The organism is Pseudomonas izuensis (genome assembly GCF_009861505.1).
Lineage (GTDB): Bacteria > Pseudomonadota > Gammaproteobacteria > Pseudomonadales > Pseudomonadaceae > Aquipseudomonas > Aquipseudomonas izuensis.
This window is the reverse complement of sequence record NZ_WTFT01000002.1, coordinates 203525-220909: the sequence shown is the minus strand read 5'-3', so window position 1 is coordinate 220909 and position 17385 is coordinate 203525. Positions and strand designations below refer to the sequence as shown.

At 61.2% G+C, this 17385-nt stretch carries 17 protein-coding genes; 5 read left to right on the top strand and 12 right to left on the bottom strand.

All coding sequences use genetic code 11. From position 1 onward, the window contains the following. Positions 1 to 380 precede the first annotated feature (380 nt). Positions 381 to 893, top strand: a complete 513-nt coding sequence (locus GPL81_RS01220; RefSeq protein WP_160104882.1) for a hypothetical protein — start codon at positions 381 to 383, stop codon at positions 891 to 893. Positions 894 to 1271: 378 nt separating this feature from the next. Here the strand turns inward: GPL81_RS01220 and GPL81_RS01215 are convergent, their stop codons facing one another. Then, positions 1272 to 3026 (bottom strand): flavin monoamine oxidase family protein, encoded by a 1755-nt coding sequence (locus GPL81_RS01215; RefSeq protein ID WP_160104881.1) that lies wholly within the window; start codon positions 3024 to 3026, stop codon positions 1272 to 1274. Between the two features lie 221 nt (positions 3027 to 3247). Here GPL81_RS01215 and GPL81_RS01210 point away from each other — a divergent pair, with 221 nt between their 5' ends. Together GPL81_RS01210 and GPL81_RS01205 are read left to right on the top strand one after the other, a co-directional pair. Continuing rightward, positions 3248 to 4654, top strand: coding sequence for an adenosylmethionine--8-amino-7-oxononanoate transaminase (locus GPL81_RS01210; protein ID WP_160104880.1), 1407 nt, complete (start codon positions 3248 to 3250; stop codon positions 4652 to 4654). Positions 4655 to 4806: 152 nt separating this feature from the next. Next, entirely contained in the window at positions 4807 to 5526 is a 720-nt protein-coding gene (locus tag GPL81_RS01205; RefSeq protein ID WP_160104879.1) for a 16S rRNA (uracil(1498)-N(3))-methyltransferase, read from the top strand. An 86-nt stretch (positions 5527 to 5612) separates the two neighbouring features. On the opposite strand, the gene GPL81_RS01200 is transcribed toward GPL81_RS01205, so the two are convergent. Then, positions 5613 to 6845 (bottom strand): D-amino acid dehydrogenase, encoded by a 1233-nt coding sequence (locus GPL81_RS01200; protein WP_160104878.1) that lies wholly within the window; start codon positions 6843 to 6845, stop codon positions 5613 to 5615. A 109-nt stretch (positions 6846 to 6954) separates the two neighbouring features. On the opposite strand from GPL81_RS01200, the gene GPL81_RS01195 reads away from it, so the two are divergent. Beyond that, positions 6955 to 7872 (top strand): LysR family transcriptional regulator, encoded by a 918-nt coding sequence (locus GPL81_RS01195; RefSeq protein WP_160104877.1) that lies wholly within the window; start codon positions 6955 to 6957, stop codon positions 7870 to 7872. Between the two features lie 123 nt (positions 7873 to 7995). On the opposite strand, the gene trhA is transcribed toward GPL81_RS01195, so the two are convergent. Next, on the bottom strand, positions 7996 to 8613 hold the full coding sequence (trhA, locus tag GPL81_RS01190; RefSeq protein WP_160104876.1) for a PAQR family membrane homeostasis protein TrhA: 618 nt from the start codon (positions 8611 to 8613) through the stop codon (positions 7996 to 7998). Between the two features lie 214 nt (positions 8614 to 8827). On the opposite strand from trhA, the gene GPL81_RS01185 reads away from it, so the two are divergent. Beyond that, positions 8828 to 9742, top strand: coding sequence for a LysR family transcriptional regulator (locus GPL81_RS01185; protein ID WP_096514432.1), 915 nt, complete (start codon positions 8828 to 8830; stop codon positions 9740 to 9742). A 150-nt stretch (positions 9743 to 9892) separates the two neighbouring features. On the opposite strand, the gene madM is transcribed toward GPL81_RS01185, so the two are convergent. From madM to mdcA, 9 genes are all read right to left on the bottom strand, one after another. Further along, entirely contained in the window at positions 9893 to 10657 is a 765-nt protein-coding gene (madM, locus tag GPL81_RS01180; protein ID WP_160104875.1) for a malonate transporter subunit MadM, read from the bottom strand. 1 nt (position 10658) lies between these two features. Continuing rightward, positions 10659 to 11075 (bottom strand): malonate transporter subunit MadL, encoded by a 417-nt coding sequence (madL, locus tag GPL81_RS01175; protein WP_008063455.1) that lies wholly within the window; start codon positions 11073 to 11075, stop codon positions 10659 to 10661. Positions 11076 to 11140: 65 nt separating this feature from the next. Beyond that, complete coding sequence (gene mdcH / locus GPL81_RS01170) at positions 11141 to 12052, bottom strand: malonate decarboxylase subunit epsilon (protein ID WP_160104874.1); 912 nt, start codon at positions 12050 to 12052, stop codon at positions 11141 to 11143. Beyond that, complete coding sequence (locus GPL81_RS01165; RefSeq protein WP_160104873.1) at positions 12049 to 12669, bottom strand: malonate decarboxylase holo-ACP synthase; 621 nt, start codon at positions 12667 to 12669, stop codon at positions 12049 to 12051. Before GPL81_RS01165 ends, mdcH begins: the two co-directional genes overlap by 4 nt. Next, entirely contained in the window at positions 12663 to 13466 is an 804-nt protein-coding gene (gene mdcE / locus GPL81_RS01160; protein WP_160104872.1) for a biotin-independent malonate decarboxylase subunit gamma, read from the bottom strand. Before mdcE ends, GPL81_RS01165 begins: the two co-directional genes overlap by 7 nt. Beyond that, positions 13463 to 14314 (bottom strand): biotin-independent malonate decarboxylase subunit beta, encoded by an 852-nt coding sequence (locus tag GPL81_RS01155; RefSeq protein WP_160104871.1) that lies wholly within the window; start codon positions 14312 to 14314, stop codon positions 13463 to 13465. Before GPL81_RS01155 ends, mdcE begins: the two co-directional genes overlap by 4 nt. Beyond that, a complete protein-coding gene (locus GPL81_RS01150; protein WP_096514425.1) occupies positions 14307 to 14606 on the bottom strand; it encodes a malonate decarboxylase subunit delta in 300 nt (99 codons plus the stop codon). Before GPL81_RS01150 ends, GPL81_RS01155 begins: the two co-directional genes overlap by 8 nt. Then, positions 14606 to 15481: a triphosphoribosyl-dephospho-CoA synthase gene (locus GPL81_RS01145; RefSeq protein ID WP_160104870.1), complete on the bottom strand. Its 876-nt coding sequence runs from the start codon at positions 15479 to 15481 to the stop codon at positions 14606 to 14608. The genes GPL81_RS01150 and GPL81_RS01145 overlap by 1 nt, the downstream gene beginning before the upstream one ends. Further along, a complete protein-coding gene (gene mdcA / locus GPL81_RS01140) occupies positions 15481 to 17151 on the bottom strand; it encodes a malonate decarboxylase subunit alpha (RefSeq protein WP_160104869.1) in 1671 nt (556 codons plus the stop codon). The genes GPL81_RS01145 and mdcA overlap by 1 nt, the downstream gene beginning before the upstream one ends. Between the last annotated feature and the right edge of the window lie 234 nt (positions 17152 to 17385).

Genomic DNA, 17385 nt, shown 5'->3' with positions numbered 1-17385 from the left:
AAGTGTGTCCAATTGAAGAACACCTTGGCACAAAATTTATTCGATTGCCCTCCGCATCACCTTCAACGACCTTTGTAGGAGCTGGCTCGCCAGCGAAGGCAACCTCGAGCCTTGCATCGCCAGACAGGACGCCTTCGCCGGCAAGCCGGCTCCTACACATGCTGCGTCAACCACAAACTTTTCTGTCATCCCCGCCCCGTGTAGGAGCTGGCTTGCCAGCGAAGACAGCCTCGAGCCGTGCATCGCCAAGCAGGCCGCCTTCGTCGGCACCCTGTTCAAGCGATAAATGTTTTTAAGGCATGCAATAAATATGTATCGGCACTTCAATATTCGAACTTGATTAACTAAGCGCTCGACAGTTCATTAATCAAGGTGAAAACATGGCTTCTACGTTTACCCCATTCCAGGCAAGTGGCACATCGGTACTGCCGCCCAATCAAACGATGTCACCGGGACAGTTCCTTTTGTCCGAGAACAGGCGGTTCAGCTTGTTATTACAGGCCGACGGGAACTTGGTCATTAAAGATGGCGAAGTTGTGATCTGGGTTGCAGATGAGCACCAACCTTATAGCAGGACCCGATATCAGAAAAAAATGAATGAGCCGCTGCGGTTTGCGATCGCCAATAACGGGACGCTCTACGATCCCGCCAGAAAGCGCATGTGGATTGCTGAAAGCACCCATAGGATTGATAAATCGCTTTGGTACAACACTTGTATGGTTATGCAAGATGATGGGAACCTAATCATTTACGATAGGCGCACTGGAAATATGCGCTGGGCTCGCATTGGATTCATACCTGGCCGTATTCCAAAGCCAAAGGACGGTCTGGTTAGAGAGCTACCGAATGGTGAAAAGATTTATGAATGGAATTTTTCATTAGGACCTTTTTAACCATGATTGACTAACTACATACCTAGTAGCTTTTGAAGACAGGAGGCGGTTGTAAGCAATCAGGATCGTAGGGATTTATCTGACATGTATAGGCCAATTCATGACCATACCCTTTAGGAAAAAATTGGCCATTCGTACAGCCAGAAAGTGTTATCAATACAATTATTCCTGCAAGTGTTTTCATATTACCTCCAGTTTTTTAATAGCCTATAGCTAAAGATCAGACGACATCTATCCTTTCGTTCTGATACGTTTGTGGGAAGTCTCTGATTTATCTCTGAGACGTGTAGGACTGCACAGTCAAAACCGAGATGTCTCACTTGAAATACGAGCAAAAAAAAGCGCGGCTCTTAAGCCGCGCTTTTTTACACCTGAACGTTACTGAGCCTTGGTCTCAGTAGTCGCCGCTGGCTTCTTCGCTGGTTCAGCCTTTTTCGCCGGAGCCTTGGCCGGGGCTTTTTTCGCCTCGGTCTTGGCGGCCGGTTTCTTCGCCGGGGCTTTGGCCGGTGCCTTTTTGGCAGGCTCGGCTTTTACCGGTGCAGCAGGCTTCGGTGCCTCGACCGGAGCAGGTGCTGGTGCCGGCGTTGGGGCCGGGGCTGGCGCTGGAGCGACCGGCTCTGGCGCCTTGACCGGCTCCGGCTTCTTCTCGTCATCCGAACTACCGAACAGGTTGCTGAAGAAGTTGCCCTTCTTCGCCGCCACCGCGCCGGCGCCTGCCGCTGCTGCCGCCGCCACTGGAACTGCTTTGGCCGGTTCAAACGACTTGCCGGCCGCCAGATCTTCGACCTGACCGGCTGCACGCTGGCCAGTGCGCAATGCGCCTTCCAGGGTGCCTGGGTACAAGGTGTCAGTGTGTTCGCCAGCAAAGGCTACACGCTGAACCGGACGCTCCCACAGGCGCCAGTACTTGCTGATCTGGCCCGGGCCGAAGGCCAGGTAAGCGCCGCCCATCGATGGGTCGGTGCTGTAGCGACGGATTTCATAGCCGGTAAAGGAACCGCGCGCCTGTGGATAAAACGCATGCAGGCGAATCAGTACCTGGTCGGCCATCTGCTTGTCGCCGAAGGCCTGCATCACCCGGGCGTTGTCGCCGGACAGGTTGATCACCACGTTGGCGCCGCCCTTCAGGGCTGGCTCGACCCACAACATGCCCAGGCCGGTGTTGCTGTAGATCTCGCCGGACATCCGCGCCTTGCTTTCCCATACCGGCGTCTTGAACTTCAGCATGATCTGGTCGCGCCAACCGTAGTTGGTGCCCTTGATCGCCGCCTGGTGCTGATCGTCGAGCGCCGGGATCATCTGGATCTTGTTCAGGGCGCGCAACGGCACGGCCAGCACCACATAGTCAGCCTGATAGCCGACGCTGCCGACCTTGACGGTGACACCGTCCTTTTCCTGAGTGATGGACGAGACCGGGGAATTGGTCTTGATGGTTTTCAGCTGCTTGACGAAGGCCTGGGCCAGCACCGGGCTGCCACCGACCAGACGCGAAGCGCGCAGGTCACGGTCGGCCACACCACGGTAAACGCGGCTCTGCTGAGCGTAATACAGCAGCGACAGACGCGAAGGCTCGTCGTAGCGAGTACGGATCTGCTGGTTGATCAACTGACGCGCGGTGGCCGGCAGGTTCTGCTTGTCGAGCCAGCTGGACACGTTGATCTGGTCCAGGGCGTGCAGCGAACTGGTGGCTGCCGGGTTCTGCGGGTCATCAATCGAACGCGCCAGGTCGTCGAGGGTTTTCTCGTAACGCTTGAGCGCGTCGGCGGTAGCCGGCTGCTTGGTCGACAGATCGGCGGCACTGAAATATTCGCCGTCGATCAGATAGCCCGGCGTACGCACGAACTCAGGCGCCGGCGTGGTGCTCAGCTTGAAGGTCGATACGTACTTGTTCAGGACCGGTTGGGTCTTGTCGTTGCCGATCCACTCGCTGGTGGACATGCCGGAGCGACCGCCCAGGCTCGGCTTGGCTTCCAGCAGCGTGACCTGCCAGCCCTTGTTTTGCAGTTCATAAGCGGCCGTGAGGCCAGCGACCCCGCCACCGATCACGATCGCGGTTTTATCCTTGGCCAGCGCAGACACGCTGAACAGCCCCAACATCACCAGCGCACAGGCGCGCAGCCAACCGACAGACATTCAGCGAACTCCGGAAATACACGAAAAAATAGCGGTTTTGCGAGCCAGTCGGCTCAAGAACCGCGAAGGATACGTCAGCCTTCAGACGCCCGCCAGCAGCGTCTTTCGCCCTATACAAAGTAGCTCATTCGACACAATGGGTTGTCCCCGTGCGATGCATTGCATAGGCTTGCGCGATTGTATGTCCGCGCCTGACACGGACCGCCTCGAGGAGAGTGAGAATGGGCCTGAATAAACAGTGGATGGAACGCGATCTCGCGGTGTTGTGGCATCCCTGCACCCAGATGAAGGACCACGAACAACTGCCGCTGATCCCGATCAAGCGCGGTGAAGGCGTCTGGCTGGAAGATTTCGAAGGCAAGCGCTACCTCGACGCCGTCAGTTCCTGGTGGGTCAACGTCTTCGGCCACGCCAACCCGCGGATCAACCAGCGCATCAAGGACCAGGTCGATCAGCTGGAGCACGTGATCCTGGCCGGTTTCAGCCATCAACCGGTGATCGAGCTGTCCGAGCGCCTGGTGAAGATGACGCCGGAAGGCCTGACCCGGTGTTTCTACGCCGATAACGGCTCGTCCTGCATCGAAGTCGCGCTGAAAATGAGCTTTCACTACTGGCTCAACCGCGGCCAGCCGAACAAGAAACGCTTCGTCACCCTGACCAACAGCTACCACGGCGAAACCATGGCGGCGATGTCGGTGGGTGACGTGCCGCTGTTCACTGAAACCTACAAAGCCTTGCTGATGGACACCATCAAGGTGCCAAGCCCGGACTGCTACCTGCGTCCCGAGGGCATGAGCTGGGAAGAGCATTCGCGCAATATGTTCGCCGCCATGGAACAGACCCTGGCCGAGAACCACGACACGGTGGCGGCGGTGATCGTCGAGCCGCTGATCCAGGGCGCCGGCGGCATGCGCATGTACCACCCGATGTACCTCAAGCTGCTGCGCGATGCCTGCGACCGCTACGGCGTGCACCTGATCCACGACGAAATCGCCGTGGGCTTCGGCCGTACCGGGACGATGTTCGCCTGCGAACAGGCCGGCATCCGCCCGGATTTCCTCTGCCTGTCCAAGGCCTTGACCGGCGGCTACCTGCCACTGGCCGCGTGCATGACCACAGACGAAGTCTATAGCGCCTTCTACGACGATTACCCGACCCTACGCGCCTTCCTGCATTCCCACAGCTACACCGGCAATCCGCTGGCGTGCGCGGCGGCACTGGCGACGCTGGATATCTTCGAAGAAGACAACGTCATCGAGAACAACAAGGCCCTCGCCGCGCGCATGGCCTCCTCCACCGCGCATCTGGCCGACCATGCAAACGTTTCCGAGATTCGTCAGACCGGCATGGTGCTGGCGATCGAGATGGTCAAGGACAAGGCCACCAAGGAGGCATACCCATGGCAGGAGCGCCGTGGTTTGAAAGTGTTCCAGCATGCGCTGGAGCGCGGCGCCTTGCTCAGGCCACTGGGCAGCGTGGTGTATTTCCTGCCGCCCTATGTGATCACCCCGGAGCAGATCGATTTTCTGGCCGAAGTGGCCAGCGAAGGCATCGACATTGCTACTCGCGACAGCGTGAGCGTGGCGGTGCCGAAGGACTTTCACCCGGGTTTCCGTGATCCGGGCTGATTGATTTCACCTGAGATCCTGTGGTGTCTGGACTGCTGCCATCGCTGGCAAGCCAGCTCCCACAGGGGATCACGGTCGTTGTAGGAGCTGGCTTGCCAGCGATAAGGTCGGCACGACCTTCAGATGATTTGCACCTTTTTCAGAGACCCCGTATGAGACTGTCCCGCTTCTTTATCGACGCCCCCCTGAGCACCGGCGAGCACGAACTGCCCGAGGCCCAGGCCCATTACATCGGCCGGGTGCTGCGTATGGCCGAGGGCGATGCGTTGCAGCTGTTCGACGGCTCAGGTCACGAGTTTCGGGCCACGCTGGTCGAAGTCGGCAAGAAACGCGTCGTGGTGCAAATCGATGAAAGCTTCGCCGGCCAGGTCGAGTCGCCGTTGCAGATCCACCTCGGCCAGGGCCTGTCCCGTGGCGAGCGCATGGACTGGGCAATTCAGAAAGCCACCGAATTGGGTGTCAGCGAAATCACGCCGATTTTCAGCGAGCGCTGTGAAGTCCGTCTCAAGGACGAACGCGCCGACAAACGCCTGCTGCACTGGCGCCAGGTGGCGATCAGCGCCTGCGAACAATGCGGGCGTTCACGGGTGCCGGTGATTCATCCGCCGGTGTTGTTGGCCGATTGGTTGAAACACACCCAGGCCGAATTGAAACTGGTGCTGCATCCGGTGGCCGAGCCGTTGGTCAGCCATGCGAAGCCTTCGACACTGGCGTTCCTGATTGGGCCGGAGGGTGGGCTGTCGGATGCGGAAGTGGATCAGGCCAAGGGGGCTGGTTTTCATGCGGCACGCCTTGGGCCGCGGGTGTTGCGCACCGAGACCGCGCCGGTTGTGGCGCTTGCGGTGGCCCAGCAGCTTTGGGGTGATTTCTAGGGCCTCTTCGCGAGCAGGCTCGCTCCCACAGTGGAACGCATTTCAAATGTGGGAGCGAGCCTGCTCGCGAATGGCCGCGACACGGTTCAGTGATTGAAGCCATGCAAGTCGATGGAAGGTTGGTGCTGGCCGATCAATTCGCTGAGCAACCGACCGCTGCCGCACGCCAGGGTGAAACCCAACGCACCATGTCCGAGGTTGAGCCACAGATTGCGATAGGCCGTGGCACCCAATAGCGGCACGCCGCTCGGTGTCGCCGGACGCATACCGGCCCACTCCACCGCAGCCTCGTAATCGCCGGCTTGGGGGAAAGTGTCGCGGGCCTGGCGCTTGATCAGGGCCAGACGCTCTGGATCGATCGCCGGGTCGAAACCAACGATGTCGACCATCGCGGCCACCCGCAACTGTTCGCCGATACGGGCATAAACAATCTTGCGGTCGTAATCGGTGATGCTCACGTCTGGCGCCCGGTGTCCGGTGCCAATGGGCACGGTCAGGCTGTAGCCCTTCAGCGGATACAACGGCAGATGCAGGCCAGGCAATGCCAGCAGCGGGCTGCGGTGGCCGGCGGCGATGACCAATTGATCGACGGCCAGCACTTCATCCCCCAGCTCAATGGCACTGACAGCACCGTTGCCGTGGCGGATTCCGGTCACCGCCCTACCGAAGCGAAACTCGCAACGGCCAGACGCCCTCAACCGCTCGGCCAATCGCTGGCAGAAAGCGTGGCAGTCGCCCACTTCCTCGTCCGGGGTATAGATCGCGCCGACAAAGGGTGCATCGGCCAGCGCCGGCTCCAGATCTGCACACTCGACGGCCGACAACACTTGCTGCTGTTGCGGATCGGCCAGTTTTTTACGCGCATGCCCGAAGCTTGCAGCGTTGCGAAACGTCACCAGTTTGCCGTTGCGTCGCCAATGGAATCCGGTCAGTCCGTCGTCCTCGCGCCAGCCCTTCAGCGTGCTTTGGCTGAACAGCGCAAGACGCAACAGATGCGCCGCGTTTTCACGGTTGACCGAACTTCGACACGCGGCCAGGAAGGAAGCCATCCAGCGCCATTGCACCGGGTCCAGGCGCGGGCGCAGCTTCAAGGGCGAATCGCCGCGCAGCATCCAGCCGATGGCTTGCAGGGGAACACCGGCGTCAGCCAGCGGTGCGACGTAGCGATAGGACAACTGGCCGCCGTTGGCGAAGCTGGTTTCGCTGCCCAGGGAATCCCGAGCTTCGACCACCGTCACCTCGAAGCCGTCGCGCACCAGCGCATAGGCCGTAGCCAGGCCAATCACGCCGCCGCCGATGATGCATACACGCTGAGCCATGTCCGCCCTTAAAACCGTTGTGAAGACGAGGTCGAGGTTAGAGCCAGGTGACAGGCGGCGAACAATGAATAAAGATGCCAAACCCATAAGCTAAGGTTATGGACTTGCCATGCGTCTTCGTCACATCGAGATTTTCCAGGCTATCCGCCAGACCGGGTCAATCAGCGCGGCCGCGCAATTGCTGCACGTCTCGCAACCCGCGGTAACCAAGGTGCTGCAGCATGCCGAGCAGCAGTTGGGGTTCCCGTTGTTCCTGCGGGTTCGCGGCAAGTTGCAGGCGACCCCCGAAGCCCTGGAGCTGGAGCGTGAAGTGGATAAGGTCAGCGAGAGCCTGCAAGGCGTGCGACGCCTGGCCCAGAGCCTGCGCCGTGAACCGGGCCACAGCCTGCGCATCGGCGCCACCCCGGCGCTGGCCCTGTCATTGTTGCCGCCGGCCATTCACGAGTGGACCGCGCGTTACCCGGATATCGCCTGCGAACTGTCCAGCGCCCATAGCCGTGAACTGGTGCAGAACCTGTTGATGCGCGAAGTGGATGTCGCCTTGACTTTGCAGCGACCGGATCATCCGGGATTGAAGGCGCAGGCTTTGGCTTCAGGCGTGCTGGTGGCGTTGGCGCCCAAGGGTTATTGGCCGCCTTCGGCGGCAGGTACGCCGCTGCCGCTGGGGGCCCTGGCGGATGCGCCGTTGATCGGTCTATCCAGCGCGGACCCACTGGCCGCGCGACTAGACAGTTACCTGGAAGCCGTCGAACCGCCACCCCGGGTGCGGATCGCCGTGCAGACCTATTCACTGGCCAGGGCGATGGTGGAGTCAGGCGCCGGGCTGGCGGTGATCGACCCCTTCACGGCACTCGGCGCCTCTCCCGCGACGACAACGATTCGCCCCCTGGCACCGCCACTGCCCATCACTCTGTACGCAGTGACCCGCGCCGACGAACCACCGCCCCACACCTTGAACGATCTGTTGCAGATCTTCAGCCGCCGGGCCCAGGAACAACTTGATCGTCTGATCCCGACAAAATCCTGAACGCCGAAAACCCCTGTGGGAGCGGGCTTGCCCGCGATAGCGGTGGATCAGTCAACGTAGATGTTGGCTGACCTGACGCCATCGCGGGCGAGCCCGCTCCCACAGGGTCAATTGAAATGCGATCTACAGGACATAAAACCAAATCGCCACAAAGTGCAGCAAACTCCCGGCGATCACGAACAAATGCCAGATCCCGTGGGCATGCCGCAGCCGATGGTCCAGAGCAAAAAAGATAATACCCACGGTGTACAGCACCCCGCCCGATGCCAGCCACGCAAACCCGGCGCCACCCAGTGCCGCCAGCAGCGGCTTGACCGCCACCAGCACGATCCAGCCCATTACTGCGTAAATCACAATCGACAGAATCCGCGCTTCCGAACGCGGCTTGATCTCTTGCAGGATCCCGATCAGCGCCAGCCCCCAGACAATCCCGAACAGCGTCCAGCCCCACGGCCCACGCAGGGTCACCAGGCAGAACGGCGTGTAGCTGCCGGCGATCAACAGGTAGATCGAGAAATGATCGACCTTCTGCATGATCGCTTTCTTGCGCCCGCGCACGCTGTGGTACACGGTCGATGCGCTGTACAGCACCAGCAAGGTAAAGGCGTAGATCGCCATGCTGACAATCTTCCACGGACTGCCGTCGAGGCTGGCGACAACGATCAGCCATATACCGCCGACAAAGGCCGCCACAGCTCCGACCAAATGCGTCCAAGCGTTCAATCTTTCCCCGTGATACATCGGTTGCCTCCCCGTCGAAATCGCAAGGCTCAGGCCTCAAGCCTAAAAGCGCAATGTTTCAGAACACAATCCCCCTGTAGGAGCCGGCTTGCCGGCGAAAACGGGTAGTCAGTCAACATCATTTTCGAATTTGACGACGCCTTCGCTGGCAAGCCAGCTCCTACAAGTGCTCGCATGCGTGCACAATCGGATCATTCCAAAAAGAGTTCGCACGATGCTGATCGATGAAGAGTTGACCCTGAAAAAACTCGAGGTGTTCCTGGCCTTCATGCGAACCGGCAACCTGGCCAGGGCCGCCGCCGAGCTGCAGACCAGCAACGTCAGCGTGCACCGGGCGATCCACTCCTTGGAAAGTGCCCTGCGCTGCCCGCTGTTCAAGCACGAAGGCCGCAACCTGACACCGCTGGAGAGCGCCTATGTACTGGAAGAACGGGCACAGAAGCTGATTCAGGACGTGTTGGAAAGCGTGCGCCTGACCCGCGAGGCGGCCGGGTTCTCCGCCGAGCGTTTCAAGCTGGGTTCGCTGTATTCGTTGACGGTGAAGACCGTGCCGCAATTGATCATGGGCCTGAAAATTCGCCGCAGCGAACTCAACATCGACCTGATCCTCGGCTCGAATTTCGATCTGCTGTACAAGCTCAAGAACATGGAAGTCGATGCGATTCTGGTGTCCCTGGACGAGAGCATCATCGACCCGGACCTGGAACACATCCCGCTGTTTTCCGACGACATCTTCCTGGCCACACCGGCCGACTCCAAGTTCGCTCAAAGAAGTGAAGTCGATCTGGCCGAAGTCCGCGACGAAACCTTCATCACCCTGACCCAGGGCTTCGCCACGCATCAGGATGGCAATCGGGTGTTCAGCCAGGCGGGGTTCGAGCCGAAGGTGGCGATGCAGGTCAACGACATCTTCACCCTGCTGAGCATGGTCAGTTCAGGGGTGGGTTACGCGTTGCTGCCGGGGCGGATTGCCGCGGTGTATGAGAACCGGGTGAAGCTGATTCCGTTGCAGGAAAAGTATCGGTTGCAGCAGCACATTGGCGTGGTTTTTCTCAAGGCCAAGGAGCGCGACCCGAATCTGCTGGCGTTGCTGGCAGAGTGCCGGATGTATGCCAATCGCCAGGCTTGAGGCCGAGTCGCGGCAATCGCGAGCAAGCTTTGCTCCCACAGGAGCAAGGCTTTCCCGAGCAGGCTTTGCTCCCACAGGTTTCGAGCCAATCACCTGTGGGAGCAAGGCTTGCCTGCGATGAGGCCATCTCAGACGCTGAAACTACCCGCCTTAACCAACAATCCCGCGAACGATGAAGTACAACAGCGATGGCCCAAGCAAGCACCCAAGCCCGGTATGGAAAGTCGCCGTCAACGCCCCATAAGGCACCAACCGCCGATCCGTCGCCGCCAGCCCCGCCGTCACACCGCTGACCGTGCCGGCCAGTCCGCCGAACACCATCGCCGAACGCGGATTGTCCAGGCCCATCCAGCGCGCCGCCATGGGCGTGCCGACCATCACCAGAATCGCCTTGATCAGGCCGGTGGCAATCGACAGCGCCACGACGTCGGAACTGGCGCCAATGGCCGCGCCGGTCACCGGGCCGACGATGTAAGTCACCGCACCCGCGCCGATGGTGGTCATGCTGATCGCGTCGCGATAACCGAACGCCCAGGCCATGCACGCACCGACAATGAACGGCAGTACCGTGCCCAGCAGCAGCGCGATCACACCGATCAACCCGGCTTTTTTCGCTTCGGTGGCCTGCACTTCAAATGCCGTGGCGACGATGGCGAAGTCCCGCAGCATGGCGCCGCCCATCAGGCCGATACCGGAAAATAGCGTCAGGTCCGCCAGGCCTTTTTGCCCACCGGTCAGGGTGCCGCCGACCCAAGCCAGGACCAGGCCGATGACGATGGCAATCGCCGAGCCGTGGATCCGCCCGAAGGTCAGGCGTTTCGACAGAATGACCGACACCCACATGATCACGCCGACGAAGGCGAATGCAGTGACCAGACTGTTATTGGCCAAGCCTTTTTCCATGAGCTCCCACATATCAGCGGCCTCCTACAGGTGTGCCGACGGGAGAGATTTCCGCCGGTTCATCTGGCAAGGGTTCGCCCTTGTGCGTCCGGCTGATCAGGGCAATGGTGCAGCCGCACACCACCACCGAACCGATCGCTGCCAGCACCGCCACCGGTCCACCATGCAGGGCCGTGACCACGTTCTGCTGCGCCGCCATCGCCACCACTACCGGAATGTACATGGCGCCCCAGAAGCCGACGCCCATCTCGCAATCCTTGGTCATGCCACCGCGCTTTTGCATCCACAAGCGCGCGCAGATCAGCAGGATCATCGCGATCCCGACCCCGCCGACGTTGGATTTGACGCCCAGCAACACACCAAGCATGTCACCCATGATCACCCCTGCCAGCGTACAGATCGCCAGCAGCGCCACACCGTAAATAATCATTGTTGTCGTCCTCAAAGTGCATCGTCGAATGTTGTTTTTGTTGTTCGAAGGCCCGAGTCGCTGATCTAGGGTTGGCGGCTTCCCTCCTCACGCAACAGCGCCTGCAGGGTATCGAGCCGGGCACCGTCAAAAGCGATCACGGTGCCCTGCTCGAACACCCGGCGCGCCAGCCCGGTCAGCACCACACCGGGCGGCAGTTCGATCTGTAGACGTACGCCGCGCTCATAGGCGCTTTGTACCGTACCGCGCCAATCCACCACGCGGCACATGTTGAAAGCCAGGTCGTCGCGCAAGGCTTCGGTGTTGATGATCGGCCGTGCGCGACTGCCGCTCAGGTATCCGATTTTCGGGGTTTGCAGCTTAACGCTGGCGAACGCTTCGGCCAGGGTTTTGGCGGGTGTTTCCAGCAGCGGACAATGTGACGGCACACTCACTGCCAGACGCTTGGCCAGACCTGCACCCTGGCTTCTCGCCAGATCGGCCAGCGTTTTCATCGCGCCTTCGCTGCCGGCGATCACCACCTGGTTATCGGCGTTGATGTTCGCCAGATAAACCGGTGAGTCCTCGCTGTGAACCTGCGCCAGCAACGCTTCCACCGCTGCCAGTTCGAGTCCCGTGATCGCGGTCATGCCATAACCCTGTGGATAAGCCTGCTGCATCAAATCACCACGCAGGCTGACCAGATGCAACGCATCACTGAAATTCAAGGCACCGGCCACCACCGCCGCCGGATAAGCACCGATGGATAATCCGGCGACGTAATCCGCCGGCATTGCCAGCTGCCCCGCAGCCGCCACCCCCGCGATCAACAGGCAAAGTTGCACCGCCCGCGTCGATTGCAACGCCTCGGCAGAATCCAGCCGCGAGACATCCTCGCCCAGCACATCGCTGGCTTCGTCGAGGGTTTCACGAGGTACACGCTGGAGCATGCCCGGCTGCTGCGCACCCTGCCCCGGAAACACCAGCAAGCTGCTCACGCTGCTTGCTCCTGCGGGTTCCATGGATCGAGTACCAGGCAGGCTTCGCAGGCGTTTTTCAGCAGAACGCGATGCGAAGAACCGGCCCACTCACGCAAGGCCACGGCACCGAAGGGAGTTTGCAATTGCATGTCTACCGCACACACCACCGTATCGAGCCGTGTCACCAGCGCCTGTGCCTGAACACGGGTGATTGGCTGTGGAGCACGCAGGATCAAATCGAGATCGCTGCCTTCGTGGAGTGCTTGAAAACCGCTGGCCAATTCAAATCCTGCACTGCCACTGACACCCCATGTCCAGCCACAATCGTCGAGCATCGGGCGTAGTTGCTTGAGCGCCCGAACGGCCGGCAAATCCCGGTCGATGTCGACATGGCATAGCTGTTCCGGCTGCACGCGGCGCGACACCGATTCGAGCGCCATCGACGCCGCGTAACGCTGCTCACGCATGCGCCCACGCACGCCAACCGCCACCTGCCCCGCCGCCGACAGCCCACGACGCACCACTACAGGCTGCCCGACGCGAATCGATTCGACCGCCCACGCCGGCGCATCCGCTGGCAACTGCTCCGGGGTCATGCCCCAGAGCAGGTCGTGGGCCATTAACGCGTTCACCACTGCTCTCTCAACAGTTGGCGAACATGGCTCGATGCCGCACGGTTGCTCGCGCCCAGGCGACTGCTCAGATCCCGGCCTTTTTCGGCGACATCGCCAATGGCCTGGGTCAGGCATTCAGTCACACGGCTCACATCGCTAGAGGTTGGCTGCTCGATCCGGTCCACCGACAAGGTTTCCCAGAGCAAACCCAGGCTGGCATAGCTGTCGATGTCATAGGCCATCGGCGGCACGCTGGCGGCCAGGGTTTCCAGTTCTTCGACGCTGCGCAGTGTCACCCGCGCCGCCGAGGCCTTGCCCATGGCGTGCACCATAACCCCCGGATCACGCAGGGCAATCAAACGGTTGGCTTGATAGCCGTGGGCCAGAAACGCCCCGGACATGGCCTTGCCCACCAGCAACCCGATCACGGCATGCCCGGCCAGACGAGCGCGGGCATAACTGTCCGCCGCGCCGGCCAAAGCCTGATGAATCCCGAGCGCTTCTTCGCGACGACCATAGGCCTGGCTCGGTACGTCGACGATGGCGATCAGTGCGCGTTTTAGCGGCTTGCCTTCGTCAGCCGTAATGACTTCATCCACCGCCTTGGCCAGGCCCCACCCTTCGAGCAGACCTACCTCGCCATTGCGGGCACGGACGAAACGGTTGTCGGGATCGGCGACCACGGCGAGAAACCGCACCGGTTGCCCACCCAAAAAACCATCGGCCACTTTCAATGAAGCAGGCAAGCCATCGACCGGTTTGGCATCGCCACTCAAGGCGTTAAACCAGTGCAAGCCCCGGAGGGAATACGAACTCATGAGCGCGCTCCTTGATACAGGTCGCGAACCGTCGCCGGCTCGATTTGCGGTTCGGCGTCCAGTTGCGCCAGCCGTTGCAGGTACAGATCGGCCTGAGTGCTGCGCTGCTGCGCCGGCAGACCTTGCTGGAGCAACTCGCCGATCTGCTGGCGGATCTGCGCCACGTCATCTTCGGCGTAACGATCCACCAGTCCCGTGGCAAAGCGCTGCTCGCCACCGGTCAGGCTCCAGATGAAGGGCCGGTCGCGGGAGTCGTATTCTTCGAGCCCGGCTTCCTGCTCGATCACCTGAGGACCATTCAAGCCGAGGCGCGCTTCCTGGGTCACCAGCAAGTAGCTGCACAACCCGGCGGCAATTGACATGCCGCCGAAGCAACCGACACTGCCCGCGATCACACCGACCACTGGCTGGTACTGGCGCAGATCGACAATCGCCGCATGGATATCGGCAATCGCCGCCAGGCCAAGATTGGCCTCCTGCAACCGCACGCCTCCGGTTTCCAGCAGCAGCACGGCGCGGGTCGCAATACCGTTGCGGTTGTCTTCGGCAGCCAGTTCCAGGGCGCCGGCAATCTTCGCCCCGCCGACTTCACCGAGGCTGCCACCCTGGAACGCACCTTCGATGGCGGCGATCACCACCGGCAAACCGTCGAGGCTGCCCTTGGCGATCACTACGCCGTCATCAGCTTGCGGCACCACGCCCTGACGGGCCAGCCACGGCGACATGATGCGCTGGAACGGGTCGAGCAATTCGCGAAAGGTGCCAGCATCGAGCAAGGCTTTCGCTCGTTGCCGGGCGCCGAGTTCGATGAAGCTGTGCTTGTTAAGGAGCGCGGCGCTGTCAGTCATGGCCGATCTCCTCGAAGCCCTGTTCCAGACGCAGGCGCACCACGCCGGGAGTGGCGCCGAAATCATGGATATCGATGTCCATCGCCGACGGCATCTGACCGTCAAACATCCGCGCAAACAGATGCTGCCAGCGTTGTTCGCTGCCGTTGACCGAAGTCTGCACGGTGATCGTCAACTTGCCGGGCTGGCCCGGCTGGATCAGCACTTCCAGATCGCCCGAGCCGACACAGCCCACCAGCGTACGACCGCGTGGCGGCTGCCCGGCGGGGAATTCAAAGGATAGGGTTTCCATCAGATCACTCCCTGGATAAGGCAATCGCCCGACTCAATACGGTCGATGAACAGGCAGGCTGCGAGCAGGTCGGCAGCGCCACCGGGCGAGGCATTCAATGCGATTAATTGTTGGTCCAGCTCATGCAGACGACGGCGGCCCGAAAGGCTCGCACTGCCACCCGCGTCGAGTACCGCTTGGGCACCGAGTTGCATGGTGTGCAGGCCCTCTTCCCCGGCGCGGTACAACACGCAGGTGTCGGCCAGTTCGGTCATGACCGCCAGCAGCGCATCGAGTCGGGCGTTCTGCTCACCGTGACCGGCAGCGCGGCTGTGTTTGAGTTGCGGCAGCGCACGCTGGATCACGGCCGGGAAGCCGAGTTGCGCCTCCTCACGAGCACCACGCGCGCCATACCGTTGGGCGACTTGTGCGCCGTGACTGAGCGGACGCGGCATGTAGCGGTCATCGAGCAAGGCCAGGCGTGCGGCGCGCAATGCGATGGAGCCGGCGACGCTGGATTTGGGCTCAAGGGCCACGGCGGCGACCAGCAAGCCCAAGGCCCAGATCGCGCCACGGTGGGTATTCACCCCGTTGGTGGTAGCGAGCATTACCTGTTCGCCCTCACGACCGATAAGGCCAATGGCTTCACGCAGCGGCAAGCCGATCTCGCCAATCTCGATAGCGGCCTCAGCCATTTCCTTGAACGCCGGCCACAGCGCCAGCGCAGAGGCGTGCATCAGTCCAAGGTGCAAATCGGTGTGAGCGCCACTACCGCGACGGTCGACCAGCGCCGGCTTCGGCGACAGGTCCGCTTCGTCGATCAATGCGTCCACTGCCAAGTCCGCCAGCCGTTCGGCCAGGGTCAGGGTTTTCGGTTGCAGGTTGAATGCGTGCATTACCAGCTCCTGAACTTGGCGGGCGGGTTGTAGAGGCCACCGGACCACTCCACCAAATCGGCCACGCTTTTCGCGGCGAGCAGCTCGCGGGTGGCGTCGGTGCGGCGGATGCCCAGGTCTTCGGGCAAGGCGATCAGGCCTTCGCGGCGCATGCGCGCGGTGTCTTTCGGGTTATGTCGCAGGCCAATGGCGGTCACCCCGGCCACGGCGGCGATCATCGCCTGGCGTTCTTCCAGCGAACGGGCCTTGTACAGGTAGGCGATGCCTTCTTCGGTCAGCAGGTGGGTGACGTCATCGCCATAGACCATGATCGGCGCCAGCGGCATGCCGCTTTTCTTCGCCACATCGATGGCATCCAGCGTCTCGACGAAGGTCGGTTTGCCACCCTCCTGAAAGGTCTCGACCATCTGCACCACGAGTTTTTTGCCGCGTTCGAGCATCGGTTCGGCGACGTCGGTGTGGCGCATGTCGAGCCAGGCCGGCGTGCCGTGGCGGCGACCGCGTGGGTCATGGCCCATGTTCGGCGCCCCGCCGAAGCCGGCTAGGCGACCGCGGGTCACGGTGGAGGAATGACCATCGCCATCGACTTGCAGGGTGGCACCGATGAACAGGTCCACCGCGTATTGCCCGGCGAGCTGGCTGAACATCCGGTTGGAGCGCAGTGAGCCGTCGCGCCCGGTGAAGAACACATCGGGTCGGGCAGCGATGTAGTTTTCCATCCCCAGTTCGGTGCCGAAGCAGTGCACGCTTTCGACCCAGCCGCTTTCGATGGCCGGGATCAGGGTTGGATGGGGATTGAGCGTCCAGTTGCGGCAGATCTTGCCTTTCAGGCCCAGGGATTCGCCGTAGGTGGGCAGGATCAGTTCGATGGCGGCAGTGTTGAAACCGATGCCGTGGTTCAGGGACTGGACGTTGTGTTTTTCGTAGATCCCGCGAATCGCCATCATCGCCATCAGCACGTGCACAGGCTTGATGTGGCGGGGGTCGCGGGTGAACAACGGTTCGATGTAGAACGGCTTGTCGGCGACCACCACGAAATCGACCCATGAAGCGGGAATGTCGACCCGAGGCAAGTCACTGACGTCATCCACCAACTGGTTGACCTGGACGATGACGATGCCATCGCTGAAGGCCGCCGGTTCAATGAGTGCAGGGGTATCTTCGGTGCTGGGCCCGGTGTAGATGTTGCCAGCGCGGTCGGCCATGAAACCGGCCGAGAGCACGACGTTGGGGATCAGATCGACCACCAGCCGTGCGTAGAGCTCGATGTAGGTGTGGATCGCGCCGATTTCCAGCAGGCCGTCTTCGAGCAACTGGCTGATGCGCAGGCTTTGGGTGCCGGCGAAGGAGAAATCGAGCTTGCGGGCGATGCCGCGCTCGAACAAATCCAGATGCTCGGCGCGACCGACGCTGGGCATGATCATGTGCAGGTCATGCAGCTTGGCCGGATCAGCCTTGACCAGGGAGCGGGACAGGAAGTCCGCCTGTTTCTGGTTGTTGCCTTCGAGCACCACACGGTCGCCGGGCAGGATCAACGCCTCCAGCGCCGCCACGATGTTCTCGGTGGGCAGCACCACACCATCGGCAAGGCCCTTGACCAACGCCAGACGCCGCTGCTTTTCGCTACGCCGCCGCGTCCATCGCGAGTCGGGGGATATTGTTGTTGTCATGACCACTCCACGGGGTTCGCTGTCGTGGGGGTCACAGTAGGAGGGTTGGGTGGGGGCATCAATCAAGCGCAGCGGTGGATTGTTACGCTCAGGTTAATGGTTGCCTGATCTGACGCCATCGCTGGCAAGCCAGCTCCCACAGGGTTTGTGTCGTACACAAAATTTGTGACCGACGTAGTTACTGTGGAAAAAATGGAGTTGCTAAAACTCATTTAGCCTTGGCGCTCAGCAGAA